Source organism: Pseudomonas sp. TMW22089, assembly GCF_022496645.1.
In the GTDB taxonomy this organism is placed as follows: Bacteria; Pseudomonadota; Gammaproteobacteria; order Pseudomonadales; family Pseudomonadaceae; genus Aquipseudomonas; species Aquipseudomonas paraversuta.
In genome coordinates, this window is sequence record NZ_SCFG01000012.1 from 1 (window position 1) to 12,536 (window position 12,536).

Here is a 12,536-nt window from a genome sequence, read left to right on the forward strand (position 1 = left end):
CGATTACATCGAGATGTTTTACAACCCAAAACGACGCCACAGTTTCAACAATCAGCTGTCACCGGTAGAGTTTGAAAAGCGTTACGCAGCGAGCCTGGAGAGTGTCTAGGAAACCCGGGGCGATTCATTCTGCGACTGAAAATCGGGTCTGTTGACCAGACCAGTGCAGGCTAATCGCATCAACGTAGGCTTGAAGGGCAGTATCGTTCGCATCAGCAAGAGCGCAACCGAGAGGCGTCTGTAATTCTGGAAATCGCGAAGGAAATAAGTTGAACACGTGCATCCAGGCAGCCCAGCGCGGCTTATCTTTCGAGACATTTTCCAAGATTTGGACCAGAGACTTCTTGGAATCTTCACTGAGCGGCTCGCGGTTAGACCTAAGCGACACAGATATGTAAGTCGTTGCGAACTGGACATGAGGGTTGGTCGATCTAGAGCCGAGGCGTAGTGCTGCATTGGGGGGGAGCGATAGCACGACGCTCATGACCGGTGCGGTCTGCCGCAGACCCGAGATGGCCTGCACCAAGCGTTCTGGTGCAAATCTGTCGAGACATTGGGCAGTCTGCGCAATGGCAATGCTCGGAAAAAATCCATCCTCGATCAGTCGCCAGCCTTGTGCGATTCCGATCCAATCGCTTTTGGCATCAGCTTTTTCAAACTTTTCGACCGCTTCCAACTCCCAGATTGGAGGCGCTAAGCCCTTAGTTGTGAAGCTCATCGTCAGGCCCTCAATGACTCTCTCGAGCGAAGCGAGTAGTCCATCGTTGGGCCTGAAGTCATCTGGCACGGTGCTCCAGAAATTCGCCTCCATCGTTGTGAACTGTCCGACGACGAAGAGGGCGACCAGCCGGGTACGGCTCGGATCAGCGCTTACGTTCCAATCGGCGCCTTCTTGGATGATCCACCGAAGCAGGCCGGTGAGTTTGTCGAAGTCCTCACCGCTCGGAGGCTTGCCGCGTCGGACCAACTCGACGAAGGAAAATTGAGATCGGATCGCGTCAAATAACTCGTTGCAGGCATCCCAATCAGAAATTGCATGAAACGGATCGGATTGCGCTTCGATTGCCGCAAGAAGAGAGTTGGGGACTTCGACCGCCCCAGGTCGCGTAGCTTCCGCCATAGCCGAGAGAAGAACATCCGCAGCGTTCATGACGGCCTCCTCCAAATTAGATGATCCTGTCCGCCGAGTAGCTCCCAAAGGTCGGTGAAGGCATCCACCACAAGCTGAGCATTGTCGACCTTCTGCAGGATGTGATGCGCCGTGCCCACGGAGTTTACCGAGGTGCCGAGCGACCAAGCCATTGCCCCATCTGGGCCGGATGGAAAGATCAGGAACCTATCGTGGAAGTCCCAGCCCGCCGCGCCCTTCTGTACTCGAAGTTCGAGTTTCAGGCCCCGCCAGTTGCTTTGACATTCATCAAGTGTTTGGCGGATTTTGTCGCTAGGGCCGGCTTTGGACGTCGTCAGACCGCGAAGGTCCACGCCTTGATAGGGGCAGTAAAACAGCGTTTCAAGTATCTCGTTGGCTGAAAGATATGGGTCCCACAGCCACGCGCCTTTTTCGCCGTAGGCAATGATTAGCGCGCGAAGGTCATCCAATGCCTTTCGGCGGCCTGCGTTTTTATCACCACGTGTCGGACGGTATTGAACAAAGCGGCGCTCGGCGGCGAGCCGATTGGCTTGCTCTGCGTACATCCGCTTCGCTGTCCATCCCCCGTTGTCGTCCGGCTGCGGGTCGCCGACGATACTGTGATTTGAAAAGGCAGTCATACCGACGCGTCGAGAGTCCCAACTGCCATCCGGTTTTTTGACCGAAAAGGTGCGCGGCTCCGGATCGGGTGAACGCATGTTGAATGAAATGGTAGAGATAAAAGAGCCTGCGCCGGAGGCGACGAGGAGCGTGCTGCTCTGTTCGTCCCAGATGAAGCCCCGATGCAGCCCACGGCCAGCACGCATCGGGAGAGGGGTGATCCTTTCTTTTAGTCTTGCTGAAGCAAAGCCAGTGATGATGTCGTCGTGTTCCAATTCGCAGACTGCCATCAAGGGACGCGGGGAGGCCTTAGGATGCCAGGCATGTTCGACTTGAAAATCGCCATCTTGAAGCTTTTCGAATTTCGCCATCAGCACAGTGATCGGAAGCTGGACCGCCAAGTTGCCGAGCCGGTCTGACATTGTGGCCAATTGGAGCGGGATATACTTCTCGATCTCTGCCGATAGCTCTTGCAACCGGCGAGGATCTGCGAAGAGCGGCGTCAGGGGTTCTTTCTTATGATCGGTCCATTCAAATAGGTGCGAGCCGGTCCAGAAGTTGTTTTTGAGGAGTTTGTTCCATGGAACCGGCGCGCCATTGTCCGGCGGCACAAACTGTGCGGGCATCGGTAAAAGCTCGCCGATTTCGAGTTCATCGCCTGAAAGTTTCCATCCTTCCCCGGCCTCCAAAGCCGTGAGAGCCGGGATGAGCGTGCCGATCGCCACCGTGTAACGGCGGAGGCCAAAGCTCCAGCCATTGAGCGATTTGATTCGAATAGGTTTCGGCGTCAAGAAGCAGGCAGCCGCTGGCTCGAGATCAGATTGTTCCTCGGCAATCAATAGCGTGAAGATATTGATAATACCGTCATGATCGGGTCGACTGGCGTACAGCTCTGTACATTCGACATGGGTATAAAACCCGAGCGTGCCGGGCGTGAGAAGCTGGGTGAGCTCCGGCAACGGAGAGCGAGGCTCGGGTGGCTCGTATCGGTCCATGAGGGTATCTGCCTGGGCTCAAAAACTCTCATTATGTTCCAATTCGAGTGCCAAGCGCCTCGCTTGATGCTGTGCAGGCGTTTGGCTGAGTTACGTGCTCAAGACAGATCTATGAAATCAGGTTTTCTTAACATGGTATTACTCGTGGCATGGATCAGAAGCATGGTAGTTAACGACTGATTTATAAGGATATTTATTTATTGCTGATAATAGAGTGGGAGTTAGCCTGAAGTTGGTATATGCGAACTTAGTCGTTTTCTGATGTATATAGGGCCCGCGAATTGCGGGCCTTATTTTTGCAAGTCTGTAGTGAGGCGAGTATTCCCATTGTTGTGAGCTGTGCCCAGCGTTGGCTTGATTTTGGTTAGCCTAAACCGGTGTGAGTACCTGGTTGCTAAATTCATGAGCGCTTATCTGCGGAGTTTGATCGCAGTGTAGTCATATATGCCTCGTAAGTTGGCGCTGTTTTCTAACTCCATCTTAAAGGCACTCGTCATGCGATAAGATGTCATGGTTTATCGCGGGTTATTCGCGGGTGACAAGGTCAATGACTTCAACACCAAGAAGGTTTTTAATGGCAGTCGGGAAGCAGGAAATTTAGACTCCAATACTAGTAGTGCGCGGACATCCTTTATCTGCGAATGCGCAAGTAGTACTGCCTCCATCACAGTCCGGTATTTTACGCACTGGAACAGGCCTCTAGTGATATCGGGGACCGAAGAGATTGAGAGGGGGTTGTGTGCTACGAAATCCTTTAATTTCTTATGGTGCTCGCTTTCACCTCCTCCGGCGATTTGACAAGCCAACTCAAGAGCGTGCGAGAAATCGGTTTCGGTCAGTTCAAGGTCTAAAGTTTTTAGGACCTTGTCCCATTGTGGAAACGTAAAAACGTGATTGAGTTCGGCTTTGACAATTACCTGCTTCTGATGGCGGGGCAGAGTAGCGAACTCTTCTTCCTTAACTAAAAACCACCCGACCCCTTCACCAGGTAGGCCGGTGTTTTTATTGACTACCAGCGCTTGGATATCCGAGCAAAAGCCATTGCACTATCTCAGCTCTTTGGCCAGATCTAACCAAGCCATTGCAGCCGGAGGCAAATGCGCACCGGCACGCCAAGCGAGTGCAATATTCCAATCCGTGTGTGGCTCTTCAAGAGGTACTAGAGCGATGCCCGCATGTTTATGTTTTTGCGCAAGCATTCGCGGTAAAAATGCCACCCCTAAACCTGCAGCTACCAGGTCGGCGATGAAATCAATCTGCCCGCTGCGGGCCGTCACCCGGGGCACAATCCCTCTTCGATCACAAGCGGCCATAATTAATGCGTTAAGCGCAAACCCCTCATCAAAGAGGATGAATGGCGAATCCGCCAGATCACTGAAGTTCATTCGCTTGCGTCGCGAAAGCGAATGGGCGCTAGGCAGCACAACCACTAAAGGCTCGTTGCGCACTTCCTGATAAGCGAAAGTTTCATCGATCGGAATCAGTAGTGCTGCCAAGTCCACCTCTCCGGCCTCCAGGCACTCACACAGTTTCTTACTACCGTGCTCTATCAGTTCTATATTCACCATCGGATAGCGGCTGCGATAAGTAGCAAACATCTCAGCGAACAATACCCCGGAGCCTACAGGCGGCAAGCCGATCCGCAGCGTACCGCCCTTCAGGTCGCGCAGTTCATTGATCTCTGCGATCAGATCGTTCCGCTCTGCGAGTAATACCAGTGCGCGCCGATAGGCAATCTCACCTGCGGCCGTCAACTCGCTTTTATGGCCGATACGGTTCAGCAGTGGCGTACCTAGCTCATCCTCGAGCGTCCTGACTGCCTTGCTGACTGAGGACTGAGTCAAAGACACAACCTCCGCAGCTTGGGAGAAACCTCCCTGGCGCACCACTTCTACAAACACCCGCAGCGTTCTGAGATTCATGTGTATTCCAATAGCGACTCAATTCGAGTAGAAAAAGTTGTTTTTATCATACTCAACACTCCCTTATCGTGAAATTCACTCAGCAACGTCCTACGTCGCTGAAATTTTCTAGAGACCTAGGAGTTGTAGATAATGATTATTTCATCGGCATCCGACTATCGCGAAGCCGCGAGACGCAAATTGCCGCGATTTCTGTTCGACTACATCGACGGCGGCGCCTATGCCGAACACACAATGCGTGCCAATAGCGCTGACCTCGCCAGCATCAGCTTGCGTCAACGCATCTTGAGAAATGTTGACAGTTTGAGTCTCAAGACGACGCTCTTTGGAAAGGAACAGAGTCTGCCGATCATCCTCAGCCCCGTCGGACTGACCGGTATGTATGCCCGTCGTGGTGAAGTACAAGCGGCCAAGGCTGCGGCCACGAAAGGCATTCCCTTTTGCCTGTCCACAGTATCGGTCTGCTCGATTGAAGAGGTTAGTTCCCAGAGTTCGCAATCGATCTGGTTTCAACTCTATGTGCTCAAGGATCGCGGATTTATGCGTAATGCCCTAGAGCGTGCTCAAGCAGCCGGCGTTACCACGCTGGTGTTCACCGTAGACATGCCGACGCCAGGCGCTCGTTACCGTGATGCCCACTCGGGCATGTCTGGGCCACTCGCAGCTTCACGGCGCATCCTGCAAGCCACCACTAGGCCGGATTGGGCGTTTAATGTCGGTATCCTCGGTCGTCCGCATGATTTGGGCAACATCTCCAAGTACCTGGGCAAAGCCACCACCCTGGAAGATTATGTTGGCTGGTTAGGCAATAACTTCGACCCCTCTATCAGCTGGAAGGACCTGGAATGGATCCGCGAGTTTTGGAAGGGCCCGATGATTATCAAGGGCATCCTTGATCCACAGGACGCCAAGGACGCAGTAAGTTTCGGCGCTGATGGCATCGTGGTCTCCAACCACGGCGGTCGCCAATTGGACGGTGTGCTGTCCACCGCTAGGGCTTTGCCTCCCATCGCCGAAGTAGTGGGTGATGACCTGACGGTGCTGGTGGACTCTGGCATTCGTTCCGGGCTGGATGTTGTGCGCATGCTCGCCTTAGGCGCCAAGGCATGCCTGCTGGGGCGCTCGACGGTTTACGCTCTGGCCGCCGACGGACAGCACGGGGTAGAGAATATGCTGGATATCTTCTCGCAAGAAATGCGCGTGGCAATGACGCTCACTGGTGTTACCTCGATTGACAAGATCGATCGAACCGCATTGGTTCCAGTTGAGTAATGAAGGTTCGATCATGTCGCAATCACTGACCGTTAAGATGTTGGAAGCGGTACGCAATGTACCGATTGGCTACGTAGTGTGTGGTGGTGTTGTCTGTACTGTGCCGGCGCTCCTCGCGGCTCGCTTACACAACCCCTTGTTCTGTTGGTCAGCGATTGCCGCATTCTGGAGCTATCTGTCGATTCCGAGCGATAAGTCCCCAAAGGGTTGTATCTTCGGCCTGGTTTTCGGCATCACCGGCGCCGTGGCGTCAGGGCTAGGTGCTTGGACGATGGTATGGCCGCAACTGGCTATAGCACTGTCGGCCCTCTTTGCGTTTGCTGGCGCTTACGCCCAGGTTTGCGGCGCGCGCATTAGCATTCCCGCTTTGCTGACAGCGACGGCATTTGCGGTATCCACTGCATTCCCGGCAAAGGACTTTGCCCAGGGATTTGCTTATGCACGTTACTTTCTATATGGCAGCCTATGGGCTACAGGCTCCGCATTGCTGTTCCAATGGTGTCAGTACGACCAGCCTGATGCTGCAAAGCGGCCAGTTTTATGGTCGGCACTCAGAACAAATTTCACACCGAAATCTAACTTCTTTCTGCATGGGCTTCGCGTTGCGCTGTCGGGAGCACTGTCAGTTTGGTTGGTTCAATTGTGGTCGTTGCATTACGGATACTGGATGACCCTTACGGTGTTTCTGATCATGCAGCCCTACATGCATTCAACGTTGAGGATGTCTCTGGAGCGAGTCGGCGGCACCTTCTTAGGGGGAGCCATTGCTGCCGTTCTTGGTTACGCAATCCATGATCCGTTTTTGTTGGCTGCACTGATACTGCCTGTTTCTATTGGCACCCTGGCAGGGCGCTCTGTGAGCCACATCAGCTATTTGATGTTCCTCACTCCACATTTCATACTGGTCGCGCAGGTTGGCCAGTCAGGAGGATCGGAGCTGGATTTGGTATTTCTACGAATGCTCTACAGCACCGGTGGTGCACTTTTAGCGATCATCGCTTCGCTTGTGATTTTTCCTCGCTGGCAAACGGCTGAGCCGTAGAGGACTAGGGGAGTGTTTCCTAGACCGCCGGTTTGAAAGCCCCTTCCCGTGCAGCCAACCAGTAACACCGCGCAAAAACTCAGTAATAGGCTCCGCGTGAACATGGCGTTCTTCCTCATGGTTTGACTCGGATGTTTGTAGGCCCTGATCGTGCCGTAGTCACGTGCGCCCTATCAAAGAGCGCTATACCCCCTCTACAGGTGCTTGTCATGCGATGAGAGGCGGGAGGGCTGAGCATCTAGAGCGTCGTTCGGGAATGGTTCTTTTCATGGTATGCCTTTTGTTTTGTTTGATAGTTATCTGCTTTTAAAGGTTTTATTGCGCTTGTTGATAATAGAGTGGGAATAAGTCCGGCCGGGTAACCGGTCTGATTTGAAAAGGGCGGTCAACACTGGGTGTTGACCGCCCTTTTTTTATTTCTGTACCCCCAACCTGTAGGCGCGAGCTTTTCAACAGCTCGCTCCGACAGAAGCAGGATGCAGCCCTTACTGTTTCGCAATTGCAGGTGTATCGTATTCGCCTTTTGCGGGCTGCACGCCCGCGCCGGATACGAGAGGTAGTTGAATCAATGTCCTTTACCCGTCGACAAATACTCGGTGGTCTGGCCGGCCTGGTAGTGGTGGGTGTTGGCGCAGGAGGCGCTTCGCGTTACTGGCTGGGCAAGATGGCCGATGCCGAGGCTGGCCACGACTATGAGCTGATTGCCGCGCCGCTGGATGTGGAACTGGTGCCCGGTCATCAAACCGAAGCCTGGGCCTTCGGTCCGTCGGCGCCCGGCACCGAGCTGCGGGTGCGACAGGGGGAGTGGCTGCGGGTGCGCTTTATCAACCACCTTCCGGTAGCCACTACCATTCACTGGCACGGTATCCGACTGCCGCTGGAAATGGACGGTGTGCCTTATGTTTCGCAATTGCCGGTATTGCCCGGTGAATACTTCGACTACAAGTTCCGTGTGCCGGATGCCGGCAGTTTCTGGTACCACCCCCACGTCAACAGCAGCGAAGAACTGGGCCGTGGTCTGGTCGGGCCGCTGATTGTCGAGGAGCGCGAGCCCACCGGTTTCCAGCACGAGCGTACCCTGAGCATTAAGAACTGGCACGTGGATGAAGAGGGCGGTTTTCTGCCGTTCAGCATTACCCGTGAAGCCGCCCGTGGCGGCACCCCGGGACGCCTGTCGACGATTAATGGCAGCCACGTGCCGACCATTGATTTGCCAGCCGGACAGATCACCCGGGTGCGCATCCTCAACCTCGACAATACCCTGACCTATCGTCTGAACATCCCGGGCATCGAAGCCAGAATTTATGCCCTGGATGGCAACCCTGTCGAGCCACGACCTTTGGGCAAGGAATACTGGCTGGGCCCCGGCATGCGTATTTGCCTGGCGATCAAGGCTCCGGCGGCAGGGCAAGAGTTGTCACTGCGAGACGGTCCCGTACGTTTGGGCACGCTGCGCTCGGTTGCCAGCAACGCTGCGGCGGTGGAGTGGCCACCGGCGTTGCCCGCCAACCCGATTGCCGAGCCCGATGTGGCGAACGCTGAAAAGATCAACTTCAACTTTGAATGGGTCGGCTCGGTTTCCGAGAACCTGGGCCCTGACCAGCCGCCCAGCCTGTGGCAGATCAACGGCGTGGCCTGGGACATCAAGGACAAGACCTGCGCCGATCGGCCGATAGCCAAACTCAAGCTGGGTCAGAGCTATATCTTCGAATTGAAGAACATGACCCAGTACCAGCACCCGATCCATCTGCACGGCATGAGCTTCAAGGTGCTGGCGTCCAATCGCAAAAAAATCATTCCCTACTTCACCGATACCTACCTGCTGGGTAAAAACGAACGTGCCCGCGTGGCCCTGGTGGCGGATAATCCCGGCGTGTGGATGTTCCACTGCCATGTGATTGACCACATGGAAACCGGCCTTATGGCCGCAATTGAGGTTTCCTGATGCGACAAGGGCGTCAACCGCAAATCATCGATCGCAGCCGCGATCAGGACTACATGCGTGAAGCGCTGGCGCTGGCGGCTCAGGGCGCGGCCCTGGGCGAAGTGCCGGTGGGCGCGGTGCTGGTGCAAAACGGTGAAATTATCGGCCGCGGGTTTAACTGCCCGATCAGCGGCAGCGACCCCAGCGCCCATGCTGAGATGGTTGCCATCCGTGCAGCCGCAGCGGCGGCCAGCAACTACCGGCTGCCCGGCAGCACCCTGTACGTGACCCTGGAGCCGTGCAGCATGTGCGCGGGCCTGATCGTCCACTCCCGGGTGGCTCGGGTGGTGTACGGCGCGCTGGAGCCCAAGGCGGGAATTGTGCAAAGTCAGGGGCAGTTCTTCAGCCAGGGCTTTCTGAATCACCGGGTGCTGTTCGAAGGCGGGGTCTTGGCCGAAGAGTGCGGAGCTATCCTCAGCGAATTCTTCAAGGCCCGTCGGGCCAAATAACGCCCCTCTGCCTTTGTAGGAGCGAGCTTGCCTCGCGACAGGCTCAACGCAGATTCATGGAGGGACCGCGTAGCCTGCATCGCTGTAGGAGCGAGCTTGCTCGCGAGCTGTTCGTGGTGCATCGGAAAAGCTCGCGAGCAAGCTCGCTCCTACAGCGTTTCGGGTTTCTTATTTCCTGGCGATGATCACTGCGCGCATCGGCGCCGGCAGGCCTTCGACGGTTTTGCCGGGGTCGTTCGGGTCCAGGTAGTCGCTCAGGGACTGGAACTTCATCCACTCAGTCGCCCGTTGTTCTTCTACGGTGGTGGTGCTTACGTCCACGCAGCGTACGTCGCTGAAACCGGCACGGCGCAGCCAGCGCTCCAGCGCCGGGATCGACGGCAGGAACCACACGTTGCGCATTTGCGCATAGCGGTCTTCAGGCACCAGCACCTGATTGACGTCGCCTTCAATGACCAGGGTTTCCAGCACCAGCTCGCCGCCCTTGACCAGGCAATCCTTGAGGGCCAGCAAGTGTTCGATCGGCGAGCGGCGGTGGTAAAACACGCCCATGGAAAACACGGTGTCGAAACCTTCCAGGTTCGGCGGCAGGTCTTCAAACGGGAAGGGCAGGTGCCAGGCAGCTTCTTGTTGCAGGAAGCGCTGCACGGCCTGGAACTGGCAGAAGAACAACCAGTTCGGATCAACCCCGATCACGCTATGGGCGCCGGCGCCGAGCATGCGCCACATGTAGTAACCGTTGCCGCAACCGACATCGAGGATGCGCTTGTGCTTGAGGTTGATATGCGGTGCGACCCGTGACCACTTCCAGTCCGAGTGCCATTCGGTGTCGACGTGTACGCCGAACAGGTCGAACGGTCCTTTGCGCCACGGCGACAGGCCCATCAGTGCCTGACGCATTTGCGTGCGGGTTGCATCGTCGCAGTCGGTGTCCAGGGTCAGGCCGTTGAGCAGGTCGATCTCGGTCGGCTTCACGTCGGGCAAGGCATCCAGCGCGCTTTGCCAGCGCTCCAGGTCGCCGTGGCCTTTCTCCATTTTGACATCGAGCTGCGCTTGCAGAGTGTTGGCCCATGCAGCCAGTGGAGTGCCGGCCAGACGCCGGGCGAGGGGGGAAAGATCAATCATGGCAAGGCAATCAACGAGGCAAAGTTAAGACACTGGAACCACGGCACGACTTTCGAGAACCCGGCCGCCAGCAGGCGCTCGCGGTGTTCTTCGAGGCTGTCGGGCTTCATGACGTTTTCGATGGCGCTGCGCTTTTGCGCGATTTCCAGATCGCTGTAGCCATTGGCACGCTTGAAGGCAACGTGCAAATCGGTGAGCAGGGCGTGTTCCTCGGGATCATTGAAGCGCAGCTTCTCCGAGAGGATCAGTGCGCCGCCGGGCAGCAATGACTGGCGAATCCGTGCGAGCAGGGCCAGGCGCTGTTCGGGGGCGATAAATTGCAGGGTGAAGTTCAATGCCACCACCGAGGCGGGCTTGAACTCCAGGGCCAGGATGTCGCCTTCAATCACATCAACCGGCAGCAACTCCTGGAACATCGAGTTCTGGGCGTTGAGGTATTCGCGGCAGCGCTCGACCATGGCTGACGAGTTATCCACCGCAATCACCTGGCAACCTTCACTGCGTACATGTCGGCGCAGGGCCTGGGTGACGGCACCCAACGAGCAGCCCAGGTCGTACAGGACACTGTCGGGCTGAGCGAACTGGGCAGCAAGCACACCAAGGTTTTCGACAATGGTCGGGTAGCCCGGCACCGAGCGCTTGATCATGTCCGGGAACACCCGCACCACGTCCTCGTTAAAGGCGAAGTCCGGCACCTGGGCCAGGGGCTGGGCGAAAATACGGTCAGGTTCTTTGCTCACGACGGTTCCGGCGCTGGAATATTTGAAGGGCGCGCATTTTAGCCAAGTTGGCGCCGGGATGCGCGGTCTGTCTGATAAACCGCGCATCTTCAACGCGCCGGGGCGCCAGCCTGTCAGTGATCGCGTTTGCTCTGGCTAAACGCCGAGGCGGCAATACCCCATTGCCCGAGCCAGTAAGTGAGAATGATCAGGTAGGGCGCAGCATCGAACGACAGCACAAAACGGTTGATTCCGATCATGCTGTCGGAGGCGACGAATGCCAGCGCCCCGGCCGCTGCCAGCCACGCCGAGCGCCCGGGTACGCCACTGCCCAGCCGGGCCAGCGCGCGCCAGAGCATGGCGCTGATGGTCAGGGCGTAAATGCAGACCGGGATCAACAAGTCCCCCAATCCCTTGGCTGCCATCACGCTCAGCAGACTGATGCCTGCCAGTAACGCCAATGCCAGTGCCGGCAGCGCCGGGCGGCGGCAGTCCACCAGGTAGGCCTTGAGGTAAGCCAGGTGGGCAAACAAAAACGCGCCCAGGCCATATACAAACAGGTCCACCGGCCAGGCCAGCAGTATGTCGCCGAGCAGGGAAAACATCAGGCCGATGCTGATCCAGCGCCGATAGGCACTGGGCGGTGCATCCTGCAGCCAGCCGAGCAGGGCCAGCACCGGGACGGCTTTGCTGATCAGACACAGGAGCGTGGCGTGCATGCTCAGGCCGTACAGGTACGCGCCGGCACCCATGACCGCGAGAATCAGCCATGGCATGTCAGTTCACCGTGATCTGGCAATCGAATGTTTGCGCGGGTTCGGCTTCTGGCTCCCAGGGCTGCTGAGAGGTCAGGCGCAGGCGCCCGTTGCCGGTGGCAAATGCCTGAAAGCGCCAGGTCGATTGCCCGCCGCTTCCCAGTAACTGGCCGTTGTCGGTGCTGCTGTAAACCTCAGGGCTCAGGCTGCGCAGAATGCCCCCGGCAGAGTCCTGAATCGCCCAGCGGTAACCCGTGGTGGGATTGCTTGGCAGCGACAGGGTCAAATTTTGCCCGTTGTGCAGTTGTATCGGACAGTCGCTTTGATCTTCAACGGTGAGGTTGTTCGCAGGCGGGTGCGCACAGGCTGTCAGCAGGCTGAGGCTGAGCAGTGAGAGGATACGTGCATGGGGCATTGATGGCTCCGGTCAGACGAATACAAGGGCGCAGCATAACCCATGATTCCCGTAGCTTCCTGTAGTCGCTGACGAGGCACGGGGCTTCAGTCAGGGGGGGCTTGCTGC

The 12,536-nt window shown here is 56.7% G+C and carries 12 protein-coding genes; 5 read left to right on the top strand and 7 right to left on the bottom strand.

Annotated features, from left to right (window positions below):
• Positions 1-109, top strand: a 109-nt coding sequence (locus EQV90_RS13225; protein ID WP_138762977.1) for an IS3 family transposase, incomplete at its 5' end; no start/stop codon positions are given.
• Positions 110-124: 15 nt separating this feature from the next.
• Here the strand turns inward: EQV90_RS13225 and EQV90_RS13230 are convergent.
• The 3 genes from EQV90_RS13230 to EQV90_RS13240 form a co-directional block, all read right to left on the bottom strand.
• The gene (locus EQV90_RS13230; protein ID WP_240878206.1) at positions 125-1,150 is read right to left on the bottom strand and encodes a hypothetical protein; all 1,026 of its coding nucleotides are present in this window, start codon (positions 1,148-1,150) and stop codon (positions 125-127) included.
• The gene (locus EQV90_RS13235) at positions 1,147-2,745 is read right to left on the bottom strand and encodes a VPA1262 family N-terminal domain-containing protein (protein WP_010655638.1); all 1,599 of its coding nucleotides are present in this window, start codon (positions 2,743-2,745) and stop codon (positions 1,147-1,149) included. Before EQV90_RS13235 ends, EQV90_RS13230 begins: the two co-directional genes overlap by 4 nt.
• Before the next feature lie 1,046 nt (positions 2,746-3,791).
• Positions 3,792-4,667 carry a LysR family transcriptional regulator gene (locus tag EQV90_RS13240; RefSeq protein ID WP_010655639.1) on the bottom strand — a complete coding sequence of 292 codons (876 nt, stop codon included), beginning with the start codon at positions 4,665-4,667 and terminating at the stop codon, positions 3,792-3,794.
• A gap of 132 nt (positions 4,668-4,799) precedes the next feature.
• On the opposite strand from EQV90_RS13240, the gene lldD reads away from it, so the two are divergent.
• The 4 genes from lldD to tadA all read left to right on the top strand — a co-directional run bounded on the left by lldD (position 4,800) and on the right by tadA (position 9,414).
• Positions 4,800-5,939, top strand: coding sequence for an FMN-dependent L-lactate dehydrogenase LldD (gene lldD, locus EQV90_RS13245; protein ID WP_003443295.1), 1,140 nt, complete (start codon positions 4,800-4,802; stop codon positions 5,937-5,939).
• Between the two features lie 13 nt (positions 5,940-5,952).
• Positions 5,953-6,981 carry an FUSC family protein gene (locus tag EQV90_RS13250; RefSeq protein WP_003443292.1) on the top strand — a complete coding sequence of 343 codons (1,029 nt, stop codon included), beginning with the start codon at positions 5,953-5,955 and terminating at the stop codon, positions 6,979-6,981.
• Between the two features lie 568 nt (positions 6,982-7,549).
• Positions 7,550-8,926, top strand: coding sequence for a multicopper oxidase family protein (locus tag EQV90_RS13255; protein ID WP_003443290.1), 1,377 nt, complete (start codon positions 7,550-7,552; stop codon positions 8,924-8,926).
• Positions 8,926-9,414, top strand: coding sequence for a tRNA adenosine(34) deaminase TadA (gene tadA / locus EQV90_RS13260; protein WP_003443288.1), 489 nt, complete (start codon positions 8,926-8,928; stop codon positions 9,412-9,414). The genes EQV90_RS13255 and tadA overlap by 1 nt, the downstream gene beginning before the upstream one ends.
• Before the next feature lie 168 nt (positions 9,415-9,582).
• Here tadA and cmoB read toward each other — a convergent pair whose 3' ends face one another.
• From cmoB to EQV90_RS13280, 4 genes are all read right to left on the bottom strand, one after another.
• A complete protein-coding gene (gene cmoB, locus EQV90_RS13265; protein ID WP_003443286.1) occupies positions 9,583-10,539 on the bottom strand; it encodes a tRNA 5-methoxyuridine(34)/uridine 5-oxyacetic acid(34) synthase CmoB in 957 nt (318 codons plus the stop codon).
• Positions 10,536-11,279 (bottom strand): carboxy-S-adenosyl-L-methionine synthase CmoA, encoded by a 744-nt coding sequence (gene cmoA / locus EQV90_RS13270; protein ID WP_127196110.1) that lies wholly within the window; start codon positions 11,277-11,279, stop codon positions 10,536-10,538. The genes cmoB and cmoA overlap by 4 nt, the downstream gene beginning before the upstream one ends.
• Positions 11,280-11,392: 113 nt before the next feature.
• Entirely contained in the window at positions 11,393-12,034 is a 642-nt protein-coding gene (locus tag EQV90_RS13275; RefSeq protein WP_003443283.1) for a lysoplasmalogenase, read from the bottom strand.
• Position 12,035: 1 nt separating this feature from the next.
• Positions 12,036-12,428 carry a protease inhibitor I42 family protein gene (locus tag EQV90_RS13280; RefSeq protein WP_003443281.1) on the bottom strand — a complete coding sequence of 131 codons (393 nt, stop codon included), beginning with the start codon at positions 12,426-12,428 and terminating at the stop codon, positions 12,036-12,038.
• Positions 12,429-12,536: the final 108 nt, after the last annotated feature.

Coding starts and splice junctions, on each gene's coding strand:
- EQV90_RS13230 (WP_240878206.1), bottom strand. CDS start 1,150: ATGAACGCTGCGGATGTTCTTCTCTCGGCTATGGCGGAAGCTACGCGA.
- EQV90_RS13235 (WP_010655638.1), bottom strand. CDS start 2,745: ATGGACCGATACGAGCCACCCGAGCCTCGCTCTCCGTTGCCGGAGCTC.
- EQV90_RS13240 (WP_010655639.1), bottom strand. CDS start 4,667: ATGAATCTCAGAACGCTGCGGGTGTTTGTAGAAGTGGTGCGCCAGGGA.
- lldD (WP_003443295.1), top strand. CDS start 4,800: ATGATTATTTCATCGGCATCCGACTATCGCGAAGCCGCGAGACGCAAA.
- EQV90_RS13250 (WP_003443292.1), top strand. CDS start 5,953: ATGTCGCAATCACTGACCGTTAAGATGTTGGAAGCGGTACGCAATGTA.
- EQV90_RS13255 (WP_003443290.1), top strand. CDS start 7,550: ATGTCCTTTACCCGTCGACAAATACTCGGTGGTCTGGCCGGCCTGGTA.
- tadA (WP_003443288.1), top strand. CDS start 8,926: ATGCGACAAGGGCGTCAACCGCAAATCATCGATCGCAGCCGCGATCAG.
- cmoB (WP_003443286.1), bottom strand. CDS start 10,539: ATGATTGATCTTTCCCCCCTCGCCCGGCGTCTGGCCGGCACTCCACTG.
- EQV90_RS13275 (WP_003443283.1), bottom strand. CDS start 12,034: ATGCCATGGCTGATTCTCGCGGTCATGGGTGCCGGCGCGTACCTGTAC.
- EQV90_RS13280 (WP_003443281.1), bottom strand. CDS start 12,428: ATGCCCCATGCACGTATCCTCTCACTGCTCAGCCTCAGCCTGCTGACA.